This is a genomic window from Rhodococcoides sp. S146-33 (genome assembly GCF_059489205.1).
Genome location: NZ_JCAJWY010000002.1, coordinates 581,894 through 605,747, shown reverse-complemented (window position 1 = coordinate 605,747; position 23,854 = coordinate 581,894). Strand labels below are relative to the sequence as shown.

Here is a 23,854-nt window from a genome sequence, read left to right as displayed (position 1 = left end):
ATCACCTTTTCGCCGCGAAGTTGCGGAAGGAGTTGTTGGCGATGACTGCGAACAGCAGCATCGCGCCGAGGAAGAACTTGAACCAGTCGGGGTTCCACCCGGCGTAGACGATGCCCTGATTGGTCATGCCGAAGATGAACGCGCCGATGAATGCGCCGATGGCTGTGCCGTATCCGCCCGTGAGCAAACAGCCGCCGATGACTGCCGCGATGATGTACAGGAACTCGTTGCCGACTCCCTGACCGGACTGCACCGTATCGAAGGCGAACAGCAGATGCATGCCGACGAACCAGGCGCAGAAGCCGACGAACATGAACAAGCCGATCTTGACCCTCGTGACCGGCACCCCGACGGCTCGCGCCGATTCATGATTCCCGCCGACGGCGAAGATCCAGTTGCCGGTGCGCGTTCGCATCAAGACCCAGGTCGCCGCCAGCGTCAACACGATCCACCAGACGACAGTGACGCGGATGGACACCCCGAACACCGAGAACGACGACGAGAACACGGCCTTGGCTGAATCGAACCCTTCCATGTCCGAGATCGACGGCGTCGCAACCTGTCCGGTCACCAGCTTGGTGACGGCCAGATTGATGCCGGTGAGCATGAGGAACGACGCCAAGGTGATCAGGAACGACGGAATTTTGGTTCGCATCACCAGATAGCCGTTGAACACGCCGACCGACAGTGCCAAGAGCAGCGCCAACGCCGAGCCCGCCCACACGTTCAGATGCAAATTGTAGGCGAGCATCGACGCCATGATGGACGAGAAGGTCACTGCCACACCGGTCGACAGGTCGAATTCTCCGCCGATCATCAGCAGGGAGACACCGATCGCCATGATGCCGATGGTCGAGGACGCGTACAGCACGGTCGCCAGTGCCTCGGGCGACCGAAACGGTGGTGCCACGATGCAGAAGAAGACGAAAATGGCGACCGCACCGAACAGGGCTCCGACCTCCGGGCGAATCAAGAACCGCTGCAACGGTTTCCGTCTCTTCACTCGCTCGTCTGCTGCGACGTCGTGTTCGGTCGTAGCCGGATCGGCCTGTGTGGGCATGATGTTCCTTCCGCGCCGAGGCGATGCACTCAGCGTGTGCCGTTACGGGCGTACTCGGCGACCGCATCGATATTGGTCGGGTCGATGAACGCGGGCCCGGTCAGTACCGGGGTGCCTCCGCCGATGGTGTTGCCGTTGTTGAGGTAGAGCCACAGCGAGTCGATTGCCAGGTAGCCCTGCAGGTACGGCTGCTGGTCGATGGCCCACGCGACGTCGCCGGCCTCGATCGCATCGACGAGCGCGGCGTTGGTGTCGAACGTGACGATCGTGGCGTCGCTCCCCGCATTGTTCTTGGACTGCACCGCAGTCAGAGCGATCGGAGCGGCCAGCGCGATGATGTGGTCGATGGTCGGGTCCTGCTGCAGCTTTGCGGTGATGGTCGACTCGACGGACGGCAGGTCCTTGCTGTTGACGTTGAGGATCTCGGTGGTACCACCGAAGCCCTGCGTCACGCCGGAACATCGCGCCTCGAGCGACACTGCACCCTGCTCATGGACGATGCACAGGGTCTTGCGAGCACCGTCGGTGGTGAGGCGAGCCCCAGCAGCCTGTCCGGCGATGGTCTCGTCCTGACCGAAGTACTGCTGGACTCCCATGTCCTTCCAGGAGTCGTAGCCGGAATTGAACGCGACCACCGGAATGCCTGCGGCGGTGGCTGTCTCGACTGCCGGGGCCATCGCGTCGGGCTTGGCCAGTGTGACCGCGATGCCGTCGACCTTCGAGTCGATCGCACTCTGCACGAGGTTGGCCTGATTGGGCGCTTCGGGATCTGCGGAGTAGCGCAGTTCGATGTTGTCCTTGGCCGCCGCAGCCTCGGCTCCCTTACGCACGAGATCCCAGAACGTGTCACCGGGCACTTCGTGTGTGATCATCGCTATCGTCGCGGTCGGCGTGTCGGCAACGCCCGCATTGTTTCCGTCGTCGGACGATCGCGGCGCACCGCCGGTGCTCGAGCAGGCAGCGAGGGTCAGTGCGGCGGTAACAGCCAGTACAACCGCACTCGGCCTGCGGCCCGGCCGGTTCCGAGTCGGTGTGGGCTCACCGTCGAGCCTCTGTCGAAACGTCATTGCACTTCCTCTCGGACGACCGAACGATCCTGGCCCGGCCGGTCCGGTCACTACCTGGAAAACGAAATATACGGAGCACAGTCGCAGCTCGTTTGTCGGGACGGGCATCGACGTTGCCCGCAATATCGTCTCATCCGCCTCACGGGGCTGGTCCGTCCCGGTACGACGACGTCTCTGCGGACCCATGGGGTAGGTGTCGGTCAGCCAGCGCGAGTCGCCGCGTCGACGAGCCACCCAGCGCCTATGGTGATTCGCGATGAAAAGGATCAGAAGTGTGCTGGCCGTGTCGGCGATATCGATGGCTCTCGTCGGTATCGGTGCCGGCCCGGCCATGGCGCAGCCTGTCGCCGAGCCGGCGGTTCCGACGACGACAACACCGCCGTTCACGACGCCGGACACAGACAGATGCCCGTACGCCGCGTCACCTCCCCCGGCGATCGACCTATCCGAGGTACCGGCCCCTGGAAGCACTGCCCCGCAACCACTCCCGATCCCCGCTGAGGCCGTCGGCGGCGAACGCCTCGCCGAGTGCGGAGCCGTGGTGCCGGACGGCGCTCCCCCGCTACCCGCAGACCTTTCGGCCACCGGGTTCGTGGTGGCGGACATGGACTCGGGTGCGGTTCTTGCGGCCAAGGATCCACACGGACGGTACCGACCCGCCAGCACGATCAAGATCCTGCTGGCCCTCGTCGCACTGGACGAGTTGAATTTGAGCACCCAGATCACCGCAACCGCCGAAGATGCCGAAGCCGAGGGCAGCGCCGTCGGCATCGGCAAGAACGGCGTCTACACCAATGTGCAGCTGATGCAAGGATTGGTCATGGCATCGGGAAACGATGCGGCGCACGCATTGTCGACCCAACTCGGCGGGGACGCGGCCACTGTCGACAAGATGAATGCCAAGGCCGCAGAGCTGGGCGCACTCGACACGCGTACCGCGACGCCGTCCGGTCTCGACGGCCCCGGGATGGCCAGCTCCGCGTACGATCTGGCCCTGATCTTCCGTGCCGCAATGCAGAATTCCACGTTCGCGCAACTGATTTCGACGCCGATGGTGCAGTTTCCGGGCTACCCGAAAGATCCTGCGATCCCGGAGGATCAGGACCGACCCGGCTTCGCACTCTCCAACGACAATCAGCTGCTCTACAACTACGAAGGTGCTCTGGGCGGCAAGACCGGGTACACCGACGACGCCCGCCAGACGTTCGTCGCCGGGGCCGAACGCAATGGTCGACGCCTCGTGGTGACCATCATGAAGGGCGATGTGCTGCCGATACGTCCGTGGGAGCAGGCGGCACGACTGCTGGACTACGGGTTTGCCCTCGGCCCGAACAGCACTGTCGGGAATCTCGTCGAACCGCAGTCGGTATCGGCGGTGACGAGTACCCGTGCGAGCGAGGCGACGCCGACTCTGGCCCAGCCGCCCGCGACGGCATCGGGGTCCAGTTCCCGCCAGTCCGAGATGCAGGCCCAGGGTGACACTGTGGTCCGCATCGCAATCGGTGTCATCGGTGCGATCGTGGTGATCGGGCTGCTCTGGGGCGCTCGACGGCTCTCGCGCAACCGGTGATCGGACTCTTCGGTCGTCCGCCGTCGCGAGGTATCAGCGGCGTCGGTTGCGCAGTCCCGCGACTCCGACCGCGGCGAGAACACCCGCACCCACCAACGCCAGCCCGCCGGTTACACCCGGCCCGTCGCTGACCTCGACCCTGGTGTTGATCACGGCGGGTTCCGGTGCCGGAACGTGGGCTTCTGCGAGGCTTTCGCGAGTGGTCGCGGCGAACGACGTGGAGAACAGCACCAGCCGTGAAGTCGTGAACACGAACACCAACAGACCGATGATGGGTCCGAATACGACGCCTGCGGGACCGCTGGTCACCGACGCCAGATAGAGGGCACCGAGTTGCTTGAAGATCTCGAACCCGATTGCGGCCAGCAGTGCACCCTTGGCGGCGCTGCGCCACGACACCGGTTCGCGCGGCAAGCGTGAGATCACCCAGGTGAACAGTGCCCACGTGCCCGCCAAGGCGAGGAGCACCGAAAATATGCGCAGTGCAACTCCCACGCCCGGTACGGAGTCGAGATTCGCCCACTCGAGGATGCGGCGCATGACGCCGCCACCGGCCAGAGCCGAGAGGCCCAGCGAAAGAACCAATGCGGTTCCGAGTCCGAGCAACGCCGCGAAGTCCTTGGCCTTCGTCGCCAGAAAGCCACCCTGCTCGTGCTGGCTTTCCCACATGGCGGTCAGCGCTTCTCGAAGGTTGGCGATCCACCCGAGACCGGCGTACAGCGCACCGAGCAGGCCGATGACACCGACACTCGCGCGTGACTCGATGGCCGACTGAATCAGGTCGTTGATGGTCTCACCGAAAGTGCCCGGCACGTTCTCGGCGATCTGAGACTGGATCTCGGCAAGCCAGTCGGGCTGATTCACCAGTACGAAGCCGGCGATCGCAAACGCGACCATCAGCAGCGGAAACAATGCCAGCACACTGAAGTACGTCATACCGGCCGCGTAGTAGTCACCCTTCTGACCTTGATAACGCTGCGCTGCAACGACAGTGTGGTCCAGCCAGGGCCACCGGGCTCGCCGATCGTCGAACATGGCCTTGAAATCGGGCATCGCGCTCACCTTTTCGCTGTCGTCGGCCGCTGTCGAAGAGTGTCGCCGCATCGCTGCGCTGCGAAACCCGGTGTGTGGTAAATGCTATGCGCCGGGGGGCAAGAAACCCACTCGGTCGTAGACCTGAGCCAGCGTTCGACTCGCCACTTCTCTGGCGCGGTCGGCCCCCGCCGAGAGGATGCGATCCAACTCGGCGACGTCGGCCATGAACCCGTCCATCCGCTCACGTAGCGGAACTACGAACTCGGTGAGGACATCAGCGGTGTCGGATTTGAGGTCGCCGTAGCCTTTTCCGGCATATCCGGTCACGAGATCGTCGATGCTCGTACCCGACAGTGCAGACTGAATGACCAGCAGATTACTGACCCCGGCCTTGTTCTCGGTATCGAACACGATGTCGCGCTCGTTGTCGGTCACCGCCGAGCGAATCTTCTTCGCCGATACCTTCGGATCGTCGAGAATATTGATGATGCCCGCCGGATTGGAAGAGGACTTGCTCATCTTCGCGGTGGGATCTTGCAGATCGAATATCTTCGCGGTGCCCTTGATGATGTGTGCGTCGGGCACAACGAACGTCTTCTTGAACCGGGTGTTGAATCGCTGCGCCAGATCACGTGTCAACTCCAGATGCTGACGCTGATCCTCACCCACCGGAACCAGGTTGGGTCGGTAGAGCAGGATGTCTGCGGCCTGCAGAATCGGATAGGTGAACAGCCCCACGCTGGTGTGATCACGGCCCTGCTTGGCCGATTTGTCCTTGAACTGCGTCATCCGCGCCGCTTCGCCGAACCCTGTGATGCAGTTGAGAACCCACGCCAACTGCGCATGCTCGGGCACCTGACTCTGTACGAACAAGGTCGATTTCTCGGGGTCGATACCCACTGCGAGCAACTGCGCCGCAGCGACTCTGGTGCGCCGACGCAGTTCCTTGGGATCCTGCGGAACAGTGATGGCGTGCAGATCAGGAATGAAGTAGAACGCGTCGAACTCGTCCTGCAACTCCACCCAGTTCCGCACCGCACCCAGGTAGTTGCCGAGATGGAACGAATCGGCAGTCGGTTGGATGCCGGAGAGCACCCGCCGACGCGGACCCTGCGGAGTATCGATGGAGTCGGGAGAAGACATGGTGCAATCTTTTCACGGCGCGATCGACACCTGGATCTTGCCTAGCGGTAGCGCACCGTCACCGGAGCGTGGTCCGACCATCGCTGGTCGTACGCCTCGGCGCGCTCGGTGATTGCTTCCTTGGCGCGCTCGGCGAGGTCACTCGTCGCCAGCTGGTAGTCGATCCGCCAACCGGCGTCGTTGTCGAATGCCTTCCCTCGGTACGACCACCAGCTGTACGGCCCCTCGACGTCCGGGTGCAGCGCCCGGACGACATCGGTCCACGGGGCCTTCTCGGCAAGCAGTTTCGACACCCACTCACGTTCCTCCGGCAAGAACCCCGAGTTCTTCCGGTTCGTCTTCCAGGCCTTCAGATCGGCCTCGGTGTGGGCGATGTTCCAGTCGCCGCACACCACCACGTCCCGGTCGGCGGACTTCGCGGCCTTGGCCGACTTACTCAGGTACTTCGCGAACGCGGTCATGAAGCGTTCTTTTTCGTCCTGACGATCGGTACCCACCTCGCCCGACGGCAGATACAGGCTCGCCACGGTGACATCTCCGTAATCACCTTCGATGTAGCGGCCGGCATCGGCGAACTCGACAGCGCCGATGCCGACGCGAATCGCATCGGGTGCCGCCTTCGACAGCAACGCCACACCGTTCCGACCCTTCGCCGACGGTTCGGCCGACGCAAGGTGCCACCCCGCATCGAGGGCCGGTGCCAGCGCCTTGGTCAGTTCTCCGTCGTTGGCCCGAGTCTCCTGCAGGCAGATGACGTCGGCATCGGTGGTCTCCAGCCACGGCAGCATTCCCTTGCGAACAGCAGCGCGTATTCCGTTGACGTTGACTGTGGAAATTGTGATCGGCACGCCGACGACCGTAGCGGAGACCGCCGACAGACGGCAGTTCGCCGTCCGTCGGCGGTATTTCCGCAGACCGGTCATCGACGCCGAGGTTTGGCCCCCGGCTTCGGACCGGTGACCGTCGACGTCACCTCCGGCACCACCACCGGCTCACGATCGATGCGCCGGTAGACGACGTGCTGTTGGACGTAGGTCCAGATGTTGTTGCTCATGAAGTACAGAAGCACCGCGACCGGTAGAAACGAGCCGCCGACCAGCACCCCGGCCGGAAACACCCAGAGCGTGAGCTTGTTCATGATCGCCGTCTGCGGGTTCACAGCCGCCGTCGCGTCCTGACGGGCGATCGACGCCCGGGAATTCAGATGCGTCGCGATCGCAGCGACGATCATCAACGGCACCGCAACGAACGCGATACTCCACACGGACGGCACTCCCCCGAACGGACCGAACGCTTCGAGAACCTCCTGAGAGCTGCTGACAGCAGCCGAGATCGGGGCACCGAAGAGCCGTGCGTCGAGAAAGGACTGCACATCGCCGGCGCTGAAGACGTAGTTCGCGGTGTTCGCATTCTCCTGCGCCGTCATACCGAGATGACCGAATCCGGTACCGGTTCGATTGAACGAGCGCAGCACGTGAAGCAAGCCGATGAACACAGGGGCCTGCGCCAGCAGTGGCAGACATCCCATGAGGGGGTTGAATCCGTGTTCCTGCTGCAGCTTCCGGGTTTCGGTGGCCTGCCGGGCCCGGTCCCCGGAGTGCTTCTTCCGGATGGCCTCGAGCTGGGGCTTCAGCTGCTTCATGAGGAGCTGAGAACGAATCTGGCTGACGAACGGCTTGATCAACACCGCTCGCAGAGTGAAGACGAGAAAGATCACCGCCAATGCCCAGGCGAAGCCGTTGTCGGGTCCGAGCACGAAGCCGAAGACTCGGTGCCAGAACCAGAGGACTGCGGAGACGGGATAGTAGACGAAATCGAGCATGGTGGAGCACCTCACTGTGAGAGAAAGTCGGTCGGAAGGCGTCTCGACCGGATCTCGCAGTGACTCAGCAGAATACGAGCCACCGGTCCGGTCGAAAGACCGAACCGGGCGCTCTCGGCATGGGGCGGCCGGGAGTATCGGGGTGCTCCTGCCTACGGAAGGATCCTCGAAGACGTCGGCCGTCCGCAGCTCCGGCGCACGTCGACCGTGGTGCGACCGCCCCAGGATCGACCGGCGCGCCGAAGGTCAGCAGCGATGCCGCCACCACTGCACCGAACATCGCAATCTGGGCGGCAGGTTGAGCGTCGACAACTGTGAGGACAACAAGCAGGACGGCGATGACGCCGACGAGTGTGGTCGCGTGGCGTCGAACATCCAGGCGACATGGGTGTGATCGAGATACGAGCATCGTCGGTTCCTCGAGCAGGCTTCGCGGACAACGGGTTGCGAAGTCGTGGGGGAACTCGAAACTAGAGTGCCCCCACCAGGGCGCCGGGTGCTCGTGGCTGTGGACGGCCCGGAGCATCCGGGCGATGCTGACGGCGGAACGCACCTCGTAGGTGACGTTCCTCGGCGGTGGGTCCGACGTTCGACAACCGGCGAAGGAGGGTCAGAACATCGACACGGCGTGTGAGCAGCATCGAGACCGCTAGTGCCGCAACGAGAACGAGTGCCAGGTCCACCGGCGTGGCCGGCGTCGTCAGCAGCAGCGACAGAAGAAGCAGCGAGGTGACGACGAAGCTCTGGTACTTCATCCCCCACCTCCCTGGCGTGCCGCTGATCCGAGTCGTTACTCAGGGTACAGATACCGACGGGTCTGTGCACAGGTGCCACGTATCACCGGTGAACACGGGGCCCCTGGCCTGTACGCACGGACGGATGTAATCCGGAAGTCGATCGAGCTCCGCGTCGGCGTCGGACGACAACCCACCCAGATAGAACGAGTCGATGCGGCCGGTCTGCTCGAATCGCTCCACGTTGTGGCGCGCGATGTACGCATCGGGATTCAGGGCCGCCAATGCGAGCACAGTGAGCACCGCCCCGACGCCCACCGCTCGTGGAATCCAGCGACCCGACATCCGCACGCCGGCCGCGAGCAGGAGCACGAACACCGATCCCAGCCACCACTCGACGGCCGTGACGAACAATCTGAGAGTGGTGTACCCGTACTGCGCCTCGTACAACGACATTCGATGCAGCGCCGACGCCACGATCACCATCGACAGGACACACAGCGCGCCCAACAGCACACGCAACGCAATTCGGTCGCGTTGAGCGAGGCGCTCGGCCTTGGTCACGGTGACCGCGATGACGAGCAACGTCAGCACCGTCACCGCGAGCAACTGCCAGAAGCCCTGCCGCGCGTACTCGGCGTTGGTCAGACCCTCGGTAGTCAGAACGTGCCCCTGGCCGCCGAACAGCGTCGGCACCTGGAATCCGACGAACACGATGAACAGCGCGTCCACCGCCCCCAGGGGAACCATCCACTCCCACAACCGCAGTGTTCTACGCGACGACGGTGCGAGGCGGTCGAACCGAGGCGGATGCAGTGCGACGTATGCCACGGCCAGCGCACCTGCTGCGGTGAATACGAAGACGAGGGTGCGTCCGACGATCGATGCGGCATCGAACTCGGGCGTCACCGCGCCCAGTGCATCCGCGAAACGCCTGTCGGCCGCACCGAACAACGCCGCGAACACGACGCAGAGCGCCACAGTCACGACGGCCACCATGCCGATCCGCACCGGGCGAGGCCCCTGCAGATCGATCGAACCGGCTCCGCGTCGGGTCCACCGCGCCACCCGCACCGGCAGAAAGAACGGCAGAACACCGCCGAGCGCAATTCCCGTCCAGGTCCAGGCGCGGGAGAGCACCACCACCCCGACCACGATGGCAAGCGTCGTCGACATCGTCACGATCCATTCGGCCGCTCGGAGGGCGGACACGCTGGCCAACGCCAGTACCCCTGCCACGCCCGCCCATTCCCACCGCGACAGCCTGCCGCTGCGCACTGCGAGCACCACGCCCACGAAGGCCAGGGCAGTGATCGCCACACCGAACATGATGTTCACCAACGTCACTGCCCCGATCAGGCCGGCGAGAGTCGACCCGAGGAGTGCCGCGCGAGGAGGCTGCGAATACCGCAGCACCGGCCAGGTGCGCGGCCCCCAGGGAAAGCGCCCGTGCTTCGTACTCTGATGAATCGGAATGTCGATCGTGCTCATGGCTCGTCCCTTTTCTGTGTTTCGGGCATGGAAGGTCGGCGGCTGCAGTCCGGAGACGAGCAGTCGCGGTTCGGATGGATCGAGAAAGTCAGTGCTCGGGGATGGCCACTCTGATATGGCAGCCGAATTCGCTGTCGAGAACTTCGATGGTTCCACCGTGCAGTTCCGTGGCCCAGCGGGCGATGCCGAGGCCGAGACCTGTTCCGCCGTCGGTGGATCCGCCGCGGGTGAATCGATCGAACACCGTACTGCGGTCGGCCGGCGCGATGCCTGGGCCTTGATCGATGACGTCGAAGGCATACGCTCCTTCGATTCGATGGGCCCGCAGCGTCACAGTGCTCGAATGGGGGGAATGCCGCACCGCGTTGTCGACGAGGTTGGTGATCACCTGTGTCATACGGGAGCGGTCGGCCACGACGGTCGAATCACCGGGCGCGACGACGATCGACACTCGTTCTCGGTGAACGGAGATCGCATCATCGAGGAACTGCCGCACCGCGAACTCCTCTGGGGCAATGGTGAGGACACCGCCCTCCACTCGCGACAGGTCGAGCAGCTCGCTGACCAGATCGCCCAGTCTCTCGGTCTGGTGCAGTGCCACGGACAGCGTTGCGGGATTCGCGTCGGTCACCCCGTCGACCATGTTCTCCAACACCGCACGCAGGGCAGCGATGGGCGTCTTCAACTCGTGCGAGACGTTGCCGATCAGTTCCCGGCGATACTTCTCGGCGGCTTCCAGATCGTCTGCCATGGTGTTGAACGCGGTGGCCAGCTCTCCCACCTCGTCCCGCGACGTCGCCCGCACGCGTTTCGAGTAGTCGCCGCGCGCCATCGCCCTGGCTGCCGAGGTCATCTCGCGTAGCGGCGACGTCATTCCGTGAGCGACGAATTGTGTTGCGGCCAAGGAGACCACGAGCGCAGCGAGCAGGGTGTAGCGAAATTGCCAGCCCGCCCCGATCCAGAAGACGACACTCGCCAAGACCAACACCGTGCCTACGACGAACGAGACCTTGAGCTTGAACGAGCGCAAGGGATCCAACGGGCGCGGCAGCATGCGCATCATCGCGGCGACTCCACGGCATACCCGACACCGTGCACCGTTCGGATGAGATCGCCACCGAGCTTGCGGCGCAATGCTTTCACGTGAGAGTCGACGGTTCGGCTGCTCGCGGAATCGTCCCAGCCCCACAATTGCGACAGCAGAGTCTCTCGAGAGACAGCGGTCCGGGGACGGGCAGCGAGATAAGCCAGGATGTCGAATTCCGTTCTGGTCAAATGGATGTCGCCGGAGTCGTTGGACACCCGTCGTTCACGGTGATCGATCTGCAGGTCGCCGATTCGGACGGAGTGGGATTCGACGGTGGCCGATCGCTCGGCGCGCCGAATCAACGCGTGCACGCGAGCGACCAACTCCCGCATACTGAACGGCTTACCCAGATAGTCGTCCGCGCCGACACCGAGGCCGACGAGCATGTCGGTCTCGTCGGACTTGGCCGTCAGCATCAACACCGGCACCGGCCGGGACGCTTGAATTCGACGGCACACCTCGAGCCCGTCGTAACCGGGCAGCATCAGGTCGAGAACCACAAGGTCGGGATCGAATCGTGCACAGGCCTCGACCGCGGCGGGGCCATCGGCTGCGGTGACGACCTCGTACCCCTCGCCACGGAGTCGCGCCGCTACGGCGTCGGAGATCGTGGGCTCGTCGTCCACGACGAGAACTGTGCGGCTCATGAGAACTGACCCTAGAGGGCACACAAGGAGGAGCCCGTCGGGAAATGTGGAGGTTCAGTGAAGGTTCGGGTCCTACCGTCAAGTCGATTCCGTGCTCGGCCGCACAGAAGAATTAGGGTCGGCTATCCTACTGTTTGTTAGCCAACCCTTCCGAAAGGCATGTCGATGCACACCCGACCATTCCGCACGACTCTGGCGGTGTTCGCGATAGCGCTGACCACCACGGGGCTCCTCAGCGCCTGCTCGAACTCGAATGACGAGCCGTCGCCTGCCGCGGGCACGGGCACGGGCTCCACGGCCGGCTCGTCCGCATTTCCGGTCACGATCGAGCACGCGTTCGGCGAGACCGTCGTTCCCGCGGAACCGACTCGCATCGTCGTGGCGGGGTACACCGAGCAGGACACCGTCCTGGCGCTCGGCGTCGTACCCGTCGGCGTCACCGAGTGGTACGGCGAACAGCCCTACGCAACGTGGCCGTGGGCCCAGGAAGCGCTCGGTGACGCGCAGCCCGAGGTTCTCTCGAACGACGATGGATTCGAGACAGAGAAGATCGCCGCACTCGAGCCCGATCTGATCATCGCCACCAATGCAGGCCTGACGGCGGACACGTACGACACTCTCAGCGACATCGCACCGACGCTCGCGCAGTCCGATGCGTCGACCGCCTACTTCGAGCCGTGGGACGTGCAGGCAGAGAAAATCGGACGCGCTCTGGGCCGGAAGATCGAGGTCGATGCCTTGATCGACGGAGTGAACCAGAAGTTCGCGGACGCCGCTGCCGCCCACCCGGAATTCGCAGGCAAGAAAGCGATCTTCTTGCAGAACGCGTTCTACGAGGGCAAGGCGATTGCGTACCAGGACGGACTGAGCACCGACTTTCTCACCGAGCTAGGCTTCGCGATCCCCGACGACATCGACGCGTACGTTCCGGCCGACGGTAGCGCTCAAGCCAGTATTCCGCTGGAGAACCTGTCTGTACTCGACGTCGCCGACGTGTTGATCTGGGGAACCGAGGGGCCCGGCGACCGCGCGCAGTTGGAGAAAGAAGCGGTGTACAACGCGCTGGAGCCGGTGCAGGACGGCAATCTGGTCTTCACCGACGGGGTGACGGCCGGGGCGATCTATTTCACAAGCGTGCTGAGCCTGCCGTATGTGATCGACAAGCTGACCCCGGCGCTGACCGACGCACTCGACGGAACGGCAGCGACGATCACCGGCTGACAGAACCGGGCGGCCTACTTCGCGGCCGCGCGCTTGTCCATCCACATGGCGGTGGCCAGCACACCGAGACCGGCCACCGCCAGGCCCGAGCCGACGGCCGCGGGTGCCGTGTAGCCGAATCCGGCGGCGATCACGGCACCACCGACTGCGGCTCCGATGGCATTGGCCAGGTTGAATGCGGCGTGATTCAGCGACGCGGCCAGCGTCTGAGCGTCTTCGGCCACGTCCATCAATCTCGTTTGCAGCCCCGGAACCACCGAGGAGCCGGACGCGCCGATCAGGAACACCAGAAGCAGAGCGGTGACCGGATTGTGGGCCGCTGCCACGAACATCGCCAAGAACACTGCAGTTGCAGCCAGGCCGACGAAAGTGCCCTTGAGCTGGTATCGGTCGGCCAGCCAGCCGCCCGCGTAGTTGCCTGCAACCATCCCGAGTCCATAGATCATCAGGGCGACCGGAACGAGCGCGCGAGCAAGGCCGGCGACATCGGTCAGCGTCGACGCGATGTAGGTGTACACCGCGAACATGCCACCGAATCCGACGATGCCCACGAACAGGGTCATCCAGACCTGACTGCGGCGCAGCGCACCCAGTTCGGTGATGGGACTGGTGGTCGGCATGGCGTCGAGGCGCGGCATCCACACAGCGAGCGCGGCGACCGTGAGGGCACCGATGACCGCTACGAGAGCGAACGCACTGCGCCAACCCAGCGCCTGCCCGATCCAGGTTGCGACCGGTACGCCGACGACGTTGGCGACCGAAAGGCCCATCATCACCATCGCGACAGCTTTGGCCCGTTTACCCGGCTCGGCCAGGTGTGCAGCCACCAGCGCAGCCACTCCGAAGTACGCGCCGTGCGGCAGGCCGGCGACGAATCGCGAAGCGACCAGCTCGTTGAAGCTGGGTGCGAACACCGTGCCGATGTTGCCCAGGGTGAAGGCGACCATCAGCACCAGCAGCAACATCCGCCGGGGAACGCGCGCAGCCAGGGCAGCGATGGTGGGCGCGCCGACCACGACGCCCAGCGCGTAGGCAGAGATCATGTGACCCGCGGAAGGCTCGGAGATCCCCATCGTGGTGGCGATGTCCGGCAGCAAGCCCATCGACGCAAATTCCGTGGTGCCGATGCCGAAGCCGCCGATGGACAGGGCCAACATCGCGAGTTTGCGACGGGTCGAGTGCGGTCGATGACTGACACTCAGACCACTCGACACCCTGCCGCGCACAGCGCTGACTCGGGACAAAGCGGAATCGGTGACAGTCACAGCGGTACTACCTTCGTTTCGATCGGGTGAGTGAGCAACAAGAACGGCGGCCGGCCGAATCGATTCAGCACAGCACAACCGAGTAAGAGAACAGCCAGCCCGTTCATTGTCTTCCCTCGGGCAACTGGTTTTCGAGTCGCAGCGCGGTGATTGTCCTCACCCGAGCATCTGCTCGAGCCCCACCGGCCGACGCACCGAGCCCTTGTTTCTGTGCCATGTCCGCACCCGGTAACATCTTCGCCAGGTCATGAGTGCCAGCATCGAGCCCCGGCTTGCTGGCCGGCAACCCTCCAACCGCGGTGGGGTGCCCCGGGTGAACGACCAGGCCGATCCGGCACGCGAGTACCGGATCGACAAGCGCGGGTCCGCAGGCAGCGGACCCACTGAATCTTCGGCCTCCTGGGGCCGAGGCCTGTCAGGAGGTTCTCTCATGTGTTGCTGTACCGATACGCCCCGTAACGCTCGACTTCTCGAGCATCATTCGACATTCGATTCGTCGTAGACAGACTCGTCTCAAGAAAACGGAGTATCACCAGCCATGACCGATTCGACCCCCGACATCGTCGACGCCACCGGAGCACCCACCGAGGATCCGTTCACCGATCCGGCTGCCAACTGGAGCTTCGAGACCAAGCAGATTCACTCGGGCCAGACCCCGGACGGCGCTACCAACGCTCGCGCCTTGCCGATCTACCAGACCACCTCGTACACGTTCGACAACACCGATCACGCGGCCGCGTTGTTCGGTCTGGCGGAGCCGGGCAATATCTATACCCGCATCATCAACCCGACGCAGGACGTCGTCGAGCAGCGCATCGCCGCCCTCGAAGGTGGCGTCGCCGCGCTCTTGCTCGCATCGGGTCAGGCCGCCGAGACGTTCGCGATTCTCAACCTCGCGGAAGCAGGCGACCACATCGTCTCGAGCCCGCGGCTGTACGGCGGCACGTACAACCTCTTCCACTACACGCTCCCCAAGCTGGGCATCACCGTCTCGTTTGTCGACGATCCCGATGATCTCGAGCAGTGGCGTGCCGCGATCACGCCGTCGACCAAGGCGTTCTACGGCGAATCGATCTCCAACCCGAAGAACGACATTCTCGACATCCCCGGTATCTCGGCGGTAGCCCACGAGAACGGCATCCCGTTGATCGTGGACAACACGGTAGCGACGCCGTACCTGCTACAGCCCCTGAAGCACGGTGCCGACATCGTCGTGCACTCGGCGACCAAGTATCTGGGCGGGCACGGCACGGCCATCGCGGGCGTCATCGTCGACGGTGGCACCTTCGATTGGACCCAGGGCCGCCACCCCAACTTCACCACCGCGGATCCGAGCTACCACGGTGTGGTCTTCGCCGATCTAGGCGCGCCCGCATTTGCATTGAAGGCACGCGTGCAGTTGCTGCGTGACATCGGTGCGGCGGTCTCGCCGTTCAACGCCTTCCTCATCAGCCAAGGCATCGAGACGTTGAGCCTGCGAATCGAGCGGCATGTGGCGAACGCACAGAAGGTGGCCGAGTTCCTCGCCGGCCGCGACGACGTCGTCTCGATCAACTACGCCGGACTCGAATCGTCTCCGTGGTACCGACGCGGCCAGGAGTTGTTGCCCAAGGGGCAGGGTGCGATCGTCGCCTTCGAGTTGAAGGGCGGAGTGGACGCGGGCAAGAAGTTCGTCAACGCGCTCACACTGCACAGCCACGTCGCTAACATCGGAGACGTGCGCTCACTCGTCATTCATCCCGCGTCCACCACCCATTCCCAGTTGACTCCCGAAGAGCAGCTGGCATCGGGAGTGACACCCGGCCTGGTTCGCCTGGCAGTGGGAATCGAAGGAATCGACGACATCATCGCCGACCTCGAGGTCGGCTTCAGCGCGGCGGCATCTTGAGTCACAGCTGCGACACAGGCGTTCGTCCGGAGGCGGTTCTTCCGTCTCCGGACGGCCGGCTGGGCACCATAGACATCGGCGGTCTCGATCTCGAGAACGGCGCTCGTATTCCCCAGGTCACCGTCGCGGTGCAGCGGTGGGGCGAACTCGCCACCGACCGCAGCAATGTCGTTCTGGTCGAACATGCCCTGACGGGCGATTCGCACGTGTCCGGCCCGCCGGACGCCGATCATGCTCTGCCCGGTTGGTGGAACGGAATGGTCGGGCCCGGGCGCCCTATCGACACCGACGAGTGGTGTGTGCTCGCAACCAACGTGCTCGGCGGGTGCGGCGGCACCACCGGGCCGAGCAGCTTGTCACCCGATGGCACACCGTACGGTTCGACGTTCCCCGAAATCTCCATCCGCGATCAGGTCGCGGCCGAGGCAGCCGTCGCCGACGCACTGGGCATCGACCGGTTCGCCGCTGTCGTCGGCGGCTCGATGGGCGGCATGCGGACCCTCGAATGGATCGTGAGTCGCCCCGATCGTGTGGCAGCTGCACTGGTTCTGGCAGTCGGCGCCCGCGCGACAGCTGATCAGATCGGCACCCAGACAACGCAGATCGCCGCTATCAAGGCGGATCCGGGGTGGCTCGGCGGTAACTACCACGCGACCGGAACATCTCCGACGGCCGGACTGGGCATCGCACGACGCATCGCCCATCTGACGTATCGCACCGAGAGCGAACTCGACATTCGGTTCGGCAACTCTGCGCAGAACGACGAAGATCCGTGGGCCGGCGGTCGCTACTCGGTTCAGAGCTACCTCGAGCACCAGGCCGCCAAGCTGGTCAATCGGTTCGACGCGGCGACGTACGTTCTGCTCACCGAGGCGATGAACCGTCACGACGTCGGTCGTGGCCGCGGCGGTGTAGCCGAAGCTCTTGCGTCGGTACCGGTTCCGACCATCGTCGGCGGCGTCGATTCGGATCGTCTCTATCCACTGCGCTTGCAGAAGGAGATCGCTCGCGAACTCCCCCAGTGCCGCGGACTGGAAGTGATCCAATCCCGCGACGGGCACGACGGATTCCTCACCGAAGCCGATTCGGTGGCGAAGCTGCTCGCCGAGACGATGGAGCTCGCTCGCCTCGGACGCCGCTGACACTTCTGCGGCTCCGCTGCGGGAATCAGTCGGTTCCGAGCGGATCGATCGACAGCGACAAGAACACGATCGCTCCGCCGACGCAACCCAACGCGAGCACGTCGAATGCACGACTGCGCACGCTCAGGGTTCCTACCCGAGATTCGGGCAAGCACAGTCGTAGCACCGCGGCCAGTAGCGCCGCACATCCGAAGATGAACGCGCCGCGCCGCCAGCGATCCGCCAACACCAGAACAAGCGCCGCCAGCACGACGACCGACACCGCGACGATCGGCAGGTTGCGGGCTACGGCTGCACGAAATCCCTGGTCGGATTCAGCTCGTGCATCCTCGGCGGCGTTCATGCTCGGATCGCTCAGCTCTCGGCTGCGGTGCGCTCGGCGCGCTCGACGACGTTGGTGAGCAAGAACGCTCGAGTGAGAGGTCCGACGCCGCCGGGGTTGGGCGAGAGGAAACCTGCTACCTCGGCAACACCGTCGGCAACGTCCCCGCGCAATCCGTCCTCGGTGCGGGTCACGCCGACATCGAGCACGGCGGCACCGGGCTTGACCATGTCTGCGGTGATCAGTCCCGGAACCCCAGCGGCAGCAACGATGATGTCAGCGCGGGAGACTTCAGCGGCAAGATCGCGAGTCCCGGTGTGGCACAACGTGACCGTGGCGTTCTCCGAACGTCTCGTGAGCAACAGACCGATGGGGCGACCGACAGTGACGCCGCGGCCGATGACCACGGCGTGCGCGCCGTCGAGTGCCACGTCGTAGCGACGCAACAGGTGCACGATGCCACGGGGCGTGCACGGCAGCGCAGCGTCTTTACCGAGCACCAAACGGCCCAGGTTGATCGGATGGAGGCCGTCGGCGTCCTTGTCCGGGTCGATCCGTTCCAGAGCAGCATTCTCGTCGAGATGTTTCGGCAACGGCAGCTGCACGATGTATCCGGTGCAGTAGGGGTTGGCGTTGAGTTCGTCGATCACTGCTTCGAGATCCGCCTGGGTGATGTCCGCGGGCAGATCGCGACGAATCGAGGTGATCCCGACCTTCGCGCAGTCGTTGTGCTTGCCCCGGACGTACGCCGCAGAACCCGGGTCGTCTCCCACCAAGACAGTGGCCAGCCCTGGGGTGATGCCCTGCTCCCGCAGCGCTGCCACGCGGGCGGTGAGATCGACGAATATCTCGTCACGGGTCGCTTTGCCATCGAGGATCGTTGCAGTCACCCGGCCATTGTTCCAGGCTCGGGGTCACCCGTGCCGCGCCGGTCCGAAGACCGCGTCAGCCTTCCACGACGAGACCGTGCGCTCCCGCGTATGCCACGGCCTGCATCAGCTCGATCTTGGCACCCCGGACGCTCGCGCTCACCCACAGGGACGGATCGGCGACGGCTCCGCGTAGGTCGGCCTCGTCGAACTTGGCGTCGACGGTACGGGCCCCGGAAAAATCGACCGAACGCACCGTTGCTTTCCGAAAATCTGCAGACACCAGATTCGTCTCCCGCATCCGGCACCCCGTGAGGTCGAGACCGCGCAGGTCGACGTTGCCCAACGCCGCCAGAGTGAAATCGACCTCGTCATAGGTCGCGGGCCGCATCCGGCTGTCCACGAACACCGAACCCATCATGGTCGAGTGGCGAAATGTACTGTGCTGCAAATTTGTCCGAGTGAAGGTGCACGAGCGAAAAGCAGAATTCGTGTGGATCGATTCGGTCAGGTCGGTGCCGGTGAAATCGCATTCGGTGAACACGACCGAGTCGGTTCGAACTCCGCTCATGTCGGCATCACGAAAGGTGCACCGGACGAACTGCCTGCCGTTCCACTCCTGCCCGTCCAGTCGAGAGTCGGAAAAATCTTCACCGATGATCTGCTCGTCGTCCACCTGCCCCATACTCCCTCGGTTCGTGGTGGCAGAGTGAACCGGGTGTTTCGACTGATGTTCTTCGAGCCCCGAATCCCCCAGAACACCGGCAACGCAATTCGCCTGGTCGCCGGCACCGGATGCGAACTGCACCTGGTGGGTCCGCTCGGTTTCGACATGTCCGAGCCGAAGCTCAAACGTGCCGGCTTGGACTACCACGATCTGGCGTCCGTCACCGTGCACCGAGACTTGCCGTCGGCCTGGTCGGCTCTGGCACCGACGCGAGTGTTCGCCTACACCGCCCACGCCACACGCTCCTACTCCGACGTCGCGTACGAGCCCGGCGATGTTCTCCTCTTCGGTCCGGAACCCACAGGACTCCCCGACGAGGTTCTCGACGACCCACACGTGAGCGACCGCCTTCGCATACCGATGATTCCCGGCCGTCGATCACTCAACCTCGCCAACGCAGCGGCGGTGACGATGTACGAGGCATGGCGGCAACACGGGTACGAGGGCAGCGTCTGACGGGGTTGCGTTCGAGTGCGCTCGAAGCCCTAGCGTGCGTTTCATGACATCTGCAGCACAACGGACCGATTCACCACGTACCTGGCTTCGGCCGGGCCGCCCCGTTCTGTTACGCGAAATCAATTGTGAGCGTCGACAAATGGCCGGACACTTCTGCTGTGACACCGAACCGCGACGGCTCCCCTCAGAGCTCGATATCGTCGATCCTGCCTCTATGGGATCGGCGGTGTTCGACGTGCCCGCGCCCAGTGCCGGTCGACAGCTGTCGGTAACGATTTCCTGGCGATGGACGGGCGTCGGTGCACACGCCCGGGCAGCGCTCCAAGCCCAGCCCGACACGACGGACAGGACTGATCCGAATATCTAAATAGCAAGTAAGAGAATTGGATTCGACTTATTCACCGCTGGCCGGAACACTGCCTTCGGCGCTCGATCGGCGGTGCAAACAGCTTTGGCCAGGGTCCGGAAACCTCACTTCCGCGACGATTCATTCCCGGATGCCAGCGGCACCGTTATACAAACCTCGGCAGCATGCTGCCGTGAAGGACTCGAGCGGGGTACGGTGTGCCGCATCGACCCGTTTCGTTCGTGAAGGAGCTTTCTGTTGTTCTCTGTTTCCCAGCCCCGCCGTTCTTCTTCCTACTCCTCCACCACGCGATCGTCGAGTCGGTTCGGTAACCGAATTGCCCGTACCGCAGCAATATTCGCTCTCGGTTCAGGAATGACCGCCGCAGCGCTGATGGGCACCGCCACCGCGTCGGCCGCCCCAGTCAACTGCGTGTCTCCGCCCTCGGCCAACGACATCCAGGTCGACGGCACCGCGAGTTGCGGTGCCACTTCGGAGGGCACCGGCCGGGCCACCGCCGGTGCCGCTGACAGCGGTACCGCGGTCAGCGTCAACGACGGTCCCGGATCGACGGCCACATTTGCCAACGGATTCGGCGTCGCACTCGGAGCGAGCAAGAACGCGGGTACGGCCTACGCCTTCGCACTGGGTGGAGGCATCGCACACTCGTGGGCCGACGCCGGCCAGACCACTCTCGCCGTCGCCGGGTGGGGCTCCGGTGCCACCTCCGAGGGCCGGGGTGTCGATTGCGTCGGACCGCTCTCTCTGGCGCTGAATCTTTCCAGCGGTCAGTTCTGCGTCCTCGGTAGCTGATCTTCGGGGACTCGATCCCCGGTCGTCGAACGGAGCCGGTTACCCGAAGCCAAGGCTTGAGGTGATCGGCTCCGCCGACGCGTGCTGACAACACAGTCGCAGCGAACTCAGAGACTGTGGAAGACGCACCGTGTGCGGTATGAGCGGCCACCGCGTCGAGGTTTCGACGTTCCAGCAGAGTGACGACGATCGTGCCCTCGATCATGTTCCTCGAGTCGGCAATGCGTCCTCGAAGTGGCGAATTAAGTCGAGTAGGGCCCATTTCTCTGCACGCTTATGGGCGGCAATGGGCTCGCACCCGACCGGGACCACCTTTCGACCGTGGAAATGCACCCCCGCCGATCGACGATGGTCGTGGTCGATCTCTGGGAACTGCGATGAAACCCGCGCCTCCTGCGGAGACTTCCCGATGGGCCTCTCGACTCCCTCGAACTCGGGCGACGTACGGACAACATCTCGCCAGCACCAGCGTTGCAGCCGCCAGGTTTCGCCGTAAGTCGTCGACGCTCGAGTACTTCTCGAAGAAGCCGAGAGCTCCGACCGCCTCACCGAACTCGGCGACGGGTTGGGTCCGGCATTGGAAGCGGCGTAGCACAGGTCAACGGTGGAACGAGCGAGGCGACACCGTCGGTCATCCCCCTGAACAGGGCGAATCAACTCCTCGTTGGCTTTATCCGTTTCTGTCGGTGCCCCGGGTTACTGTTCATCTTGTTCGAACATGCGTTCTTGTTTCGGGTCACCGGGGGGTGAATGGGGATGGCTGTACCGATCGTGTCGTTGGAGGCGTTGACCGCCGCTGCGCAGGCAGAAAACCAGCATGCGTTCCGCAAGATCGCCGCCTGCTACGACGTTCATCGGACCTGGATCACCCACGATTCCAAGTTCAAGCATTACAGCCGGTACGGGCGCACCGAGATGGCGGCCGCGTTGGGCTGCTCGGCGACGGTCGCCGAATCGTACATCTCCGTCGGTGTTGCCCTGCACACGCGACTACCCCTGGTACGGACAGCATTCGAGGCCGGGGAGATCGATCTTCCGCGAGTGCGGACGGTGTGCCGGATCCTCGACAACCTCTCCGACGAGATCGTGCGCATGGTCGAGGACGAGATCGTCGAATCCGCCCGCCGCAATTCGCCCGGTCCACTCGAGACGGAAATCTGGGACATCTTGCTGCGAGTCGCCCCGGAGGAAGCGGCAGCACTACGCGAGTTCGCGAAACGATTCAGGCACATCTCCTACAACCCGGCCGGTGAGTTGGCGCGGATCCGAGCGGAATTGACTGCACCCGAGGCCGCGGCGGCGTGGCAGCTGCTCGAGGAGATGGCCGACACGCTCTGTCCGAAAGATCCTCGCGGCAAGCAGGACCGGTTGTGTGATGCGTTCATGGCGAGGATGCACGGCGAACCCCGACTGGCATGCCTGTGCCAACGCGAGGACTGCCCGAGAAAAGATGCAGCGTTGCCGGATCGTCGGGTGCCGTTGACGATGGTCACCGTCGACATCGCCACCCTCATCGGGTTGCTTGCGAACCCTGCGTATCTGGCCGGTCACGGTTCGATCGACCCGGATCTCGCACGAGAGTTGGCGCGTAACAGTCAATGGCAGGTCCTGCTCACCGAGGCGGTCACTCTCGCGGAGAAGCTCGGCCTGGCGGTGCAGAACCCGGAGACCGGGGAATGGGAACGACGCAGCGGCGGCGAGAAAGCAGGGACGGCAACGGGATCCGATGCGGGATCCGCTGCGGGAACGGTGACGGATGAGGACACAGACACGCACGCAGACACCGACGTGAACGCAGACGCAGACTCGGCAGATGCTGCTGATGATGTGGAAGGCGGGTCGGCGACGGATTCGGAGGCGAAGGCTGGTCCCTCGACCTCACCGACTTCGGCCAGTGCACCCGCATCTGAACGTGCGCCGGAAAACACTCCGGCACCAGAGACGCCGGCAGACGAGATGGGCGAGACTGGCGGGCCTGAGGAGAACGAGAAGACCGGCGAGGTCGACGAGACTGCCGGGTCCGAGGAGGACGACGAGTCCACACCCGTACCTGCGACCGATCCGTCGGCAATTCCCGAAACTGATGCCGCCGAGCCTGTCCGGAAGAACGCAGCGACACGTGCAGGGACACCGGTGACCGACCCGCAGGCGGACGCACCGTCGGCCACCGACCCCGAGGCAGCTGTTCCCTCGGAAACCGCGCCGGCTTCAGGATTGTCTCCGGAACAGGCATCGCCGGCACCTGATATCGCATCGAGCTGTGCGCAATCACGTTCGTCTGCAACACCATCCGGCCCCGCAGCCTCCGGCCAGACACCAGCTGAGGGCCTGGCACCAGAAACAGGCCCGGCACCACCAACAGGCCCGGCATCAGGAACAGACCCGGCACCCGCAGCCGCAGCCGCCAGCGACGACCGGCACCCGCATCGCCTGGAATCTCTGGCCTCCGCTGCAGCGCTGTTCTGTACCCACACACCCGTCGGCAAGGGCACACGGCACAGCTCTGCCCTCGACATGCCCATCGCAGGCCCGCGCGACGACAGGACGATCCACGCAGTAGGCCACACGCCCGCAGCCCGCACACCCTCAGGTATTTACCTCGGCAACGCCTCCCTCGCCGCTGCTCTCGAAGCAGCGATCGCGGCCGACCCCACCCTCGGCACGTCCGTCGCACGGGATCCACTGACCGACCGGGCCCTGATCTACCGACCCGATGCCCTGACCACCGCCGCCGTTCGGCTCCGCGACCGCCACTGCCGCTTCCCCGGCTGCCAGCGTCCAGCAGACCGCTGCCAACTCGATCACTTGATCCCGTTCGATCACGCCGACCCACTGGGCGGCGGCTGGACGACGGTCAACAACCTGCAATGTCTCTGCGAGTTCCACCACACCGTCAAAACCGCCGGCTACTGGAGCGCCGTCATGCTCCCGGGCGGCGCGATCCTCTGGACCTCCACCTCGAAGACCACCCGAATCACACTGCCCGCCAACGGCACAGCCGTCCCCATCCTCGACAACGACCTGCGCCCACACATCCCCACCAAACCCAGACGATCCGGCATCATCGCCTACCCCCAGCAACCGGACAACCACGAGCAGGAAGCAGAACCAACAGCCGAAGACACCGAAGCCCCGCCATTCTGATCAGT

The 23,854-nt window shown here is 64.3% G+C and carries 22 protein-coding genes and 1 riboswitch; of the genes, 7 read left to right on the top strand and 15 right to left on the bottom strand.

The window, feature by feature from the left end; all coding sequences use genetic code 11:
* Position 1 precedes the first annotated feature (1 nt).
* Both AC5WEY_RS11315 and AC5WEY_RS11310 read right to left on the bottom strand, forming a co-directional pair.
* Complete coding sequence (locus tag AC5WEY_RS11315; RefSeq protein WP_495645968.1) at positions 2-1,060, bottom strand: ABC transporter permease; 1,059 nt, start codon at positions 1,058-1,060, stop codon at positions 2-4.
* A 29-nt stretch (positions 1,061-1,089) separates the two neighbouring features.
* Positions 1,090-2,127, bottom strand: a complete 1,038-nt coding sequence (locus AC5WEY_RS11310) for a sugar ABC transporter substrate-binding protein (protein WP_495645967.1) — start codon at positions 2,125-2,127, stop codon at positions 1,090-1,092.
* Positions 2,128-2,383: 256 nt separating this feature from the next.
* Here AC5WEY_RS11310 and AC5WEY_RS11305 point away from each other — a divergent pair, with 256 nt between their 5' ends.
* Positions 2,384-3,697, top strand: coding sequence for a D-alanyl-D-alanine carboxypeptidase family protein (locus tag AC5WEY_RS11305; RefSeq protein WP_495645966.1), 1,314 nt, complete (start codon positions 2,384-2,386; stop codon positions 3,695-3,697).
* Positions 3,698-3,730: 33 nt separating this feature from the next.
* Here AC5WEY_RS11305 and yhjD read toward each other — a convergent pair whose 3' ends face one another.
* The 9 genes from yhjD to AC5WEY_RS11260 all read right to left on the bottom strand — a co-directional run bounded on the left by yhjD (position 3,731) and on the right by AC5WEY_RS11260 (position 11,656).
* Positions 3,731-4,750, bottom strand: coding sequence for an inner membrane protein YhjD (yhjD, locus tag AC5WEY_RS11300; protein ID WP_495645965.1), 1,020 nt, complete (start codon positions 4,748-4,750; stop codon positions 3,731-3,733).
* 84 nt (positions 4,751-4,834) lie between these two features.
* Positions 4,835-5,875 carry a tryptophan--tRNA ligase gene (gene trpS / locus AC5WEY_RS11295; protein WP_495645964.1) on the bottom strand — a complete coding sequence of 347 codons (1,041 nt, stop codon included), beginning with the start codon at positions 5,873-5,875 and terminating at the stop codon, positions 4,835-4,837.
* A gap of 41 nt (positions 5,876-5,916) precedes the next feature.
* On the bottom strand, positions 5,917-6,723 hold the full coding sequence (locus AC5WEY_RS11290) for an exodeoxyribonuclease III (RefSeq protein WP_495645963.1): 807 nt from the start codon (positions 6,721-6,723) through the stop codon (positions 5,917-5,919).
* Positions 6,724-6,794: 71 nt separating this feature from the next.
* On the bottom strand, positions 6,795-7,697 hold the full coding sequence (gene yidC, locus AC5WEY_RS11285; RefSeq protein ID WP_495645962.1) for a membrane protein insertase YidC: 903 nt from the start codon (positions 7,695-7,697) through the stop codon (positions 6,795-6,797).
* 64 nt (positions 7,698-7,761) lie between these two features.
* Positions 7,762-8,106: a DUF6412 domain-containing protein gene (locus tag AC5WEY_RS11280; RefSeq protein ID WP_235581514.1), complete on the bottom strand. Its 345-nt coding sequence runs from the start codon at positions 8,104-8,106 to the stop codon at positions 7,762-7,764.
* 61 nt (positions 8,107-8,167) lie between these two features.
* Entirely contained in the window at positions 8,168-8,452 is a 285-nt protein-coding gene (locus AC5WEY_RS11275) for a DUF6412 domain-containing protein (protein ID WP_057475600.1), read from the bottom strand.
* 39 nt (positions 8,453-8,491) lie between these two features.
* Positions 8,492-9,922, bottom strand: coding sequence for a DUF4153 domain-containing protein (locus tag AC5WEY_RS11270; protein WP_495645961.1), 1,431 nt, complete (start codon positions 9,920-9,922; stop codon positions 8,492-8,494).
* A gap of 88 nt (positions 9,923-10,010) precedes the next feature.
* Positions 10,011-10,982: a HAMP domain-containing sensor histidine kinase gene (locus AC5WEY_RS11265; RefSeq protein WP_082520774.1), complete on the bottom strand. Its 972-nt coding sequence runs from the start codon at positions 10,980-10,982 to the stop codon at positions 10,011-10,013.
* Positions 10,982-11,656 (bottom strand): response regulator transcription factor, encoded by a 675-nt coding sequence (locus tag AC5WEY_RS11260; protein ID WP_057475603.1) that lies wholly within the window; start codon positions 11,654-11,656, stop codon positions 10,982-10,984. The genes AC5WEY_RS11265 and AC5WEY_RS11260 overlap by 1 nt, the downstream gene beginning before the upstream one ends.
* Positions 11,657-11,821: 165 nt before the next feature.
* Between AC5WEY_RS11260 and AC5WEY_RS11255 the strand changes: the two genes are divergently transcribed.
* On the top strand, positions 11,822-12,877 hold the full coding sequence (locus AC5WEY_RS11255; protein ID WP_495645960.1) for an ABC transporter substrate-binding protein: 1,056 nt from the start codon (positions 11,822-11,824) through the stop codon (positions 12,875-12,877).
* A 14-nt stretch (positions 12,878-12,891) separates the two neighbouring features.
* Here AC5WEY_RS11255 and AC5WEY_RS11250 read toward each other — a convergent pair whose 3' ends face one another.
* The gene (locus tag AC5WEY_RS11250) at positions 12,892-14,034 is read right to left on the bottom strand and encodes an MFS transporter (protein ID WP_057475786.1); all 1,143 of its coding nucleotides are present in this window, start codon (positions 14,032-14,034) and stop codon (positions 12,892-12,894) included.
* Between the two features lie 351 nt (positions 14,035-14,385).
* Positions 14,386-14,508, top strand: a riboswitch (SAM riboswitch).
* A 172-nt stretch (positions 14,509-14,680) separates the two neighbouring features.
* On the opposite strand from AC5WEY_RS11250, the gene AC5WEY_RS11245 reads away from it, so the two are divergent.
* Positions 14,681-16,030 (top strand): bifunctional o-acetylhomoserine/o-acetylserine sulfhydrylase, encoded by a 1,350-nt coding sequence (locus tag AC5WEY_RS11245; protein ID WP_080730450.1) that lies wholly within the window; start codon positions 14,681-14,683, stop codon positions 16,028-16,030.
* Positions 16,027-17,172, top strand: a complete 1,146-nt coding sequence (gene metX, locus AC5WEY_RS11240; RefSeq protein WP_057475605.1) for a homoserine O-acetyltransferase MetX — start codon at positions 16,027-16,029, stop codon at positions 17,170-17,172. Before AC5WEY_RS11245 ends, metX begins: the two co-directional genes overlap by 4 nt.
* Before the next feature lie 25 nt (positions 17,173-17,197).
* On the opposite strand, the gene AC5WEY_RS11235 is transcribed toward metX, so the two are convergent.
* Genes AC5WEY_RS11235 through AC5WEY_RS11225 form a run of 3 tightly spaced genes read right to left on the bottom strand, consistent with a single transcriptional unit; the run spans position 17,198 to position 19,048 of the window.
* Positions 17,198-17,515 (bottom strand): DUF3017 domain-containing protein, encoded by a 318-nt coding sequence (locus AC5WEY_RS11235; protein WP_057475606.1) that lies wholly within the window; start codon positions 17,513-17,515, stop codon positions 17,198-17,200.
* Between the two features lie 11 nt (positions 17,516-17,526).
* Positions 17,527-18,384, bottom strand: a complete 858-nt coding sequence (locus AC5WEY_RS11230; protein WP_495645959.1) for a bifunctional methylenetetrahydrofolate dehydrogenase/methenyltetrahydrofolate cyclohydrolase — start codon at positions 18,382-18,384, stop codon at positions 17,527-17,529.
* A gap of 55 nt (positions 18,385-18,439) precedes the next feature.
* Positions 18,440-19,048 carry a pentapeptide repeat-containing protein gene (locus AC5WEY_RS11225; RefSeq protein ID WP_495645958.1) on the bottom strand — a complete coding sequence of 203 codons (609 nt, stop codon included), beginning with the start codon at positions 19,046-19,048 and terminating at the stop codon, positions 18,440-18,442.
* 33 nt (positions 19,049-19,081) lie between these two features.
* Here AC5WEY_RS11225 and AC5WEY_RS11220 point away from each other — a divergent pair, with 33 nt between their 5' ends.
* The 3 genes from AC5WEY_RS11220 (at position 19,082) to AC5WEY_RS11210 (ending at position 23,849) form a co-directional block, all read left to right on the top strand.
* A complete protein-coding gene (locus AC5WEY_RS11220) occupies positions 19,082-19,546 on the top strand; it encodes a tRNA (cytidine(34)-2'-O)-methyltransferase (RefSeq protein WP_200936495.1) in 465 nt (154 codons plus the stop codon).
* A gap of 604 nt (positions 19,547-20,150) precedes the next feature.
* On the top strand, positions 20,151-20,705 hold the full coding sequence (locus AC5WEY_RS11215) for a DUF6764 family protein (RefSeq protein ID WP_495645957.1): 555 nt from the start codon (positions 20,151-20,153) through the stop codon (positions 20,703-20,705).
* Between the two features lie 756 nt (positions 20,706-21,461).
* Positions 21,462-23,849, top strand: coding sequence for a DUF222 domain-containing protein (locus tag AC5WEY_RS11210; protein ID WP_495645956.1), 2,388 nt, complete (start codon positions 21,462-21,464; stop codon positions 23,847-23,849).
* The last annotated feature ends 5 nt before the right edge of the window (positions 23,850-23,854 follow it).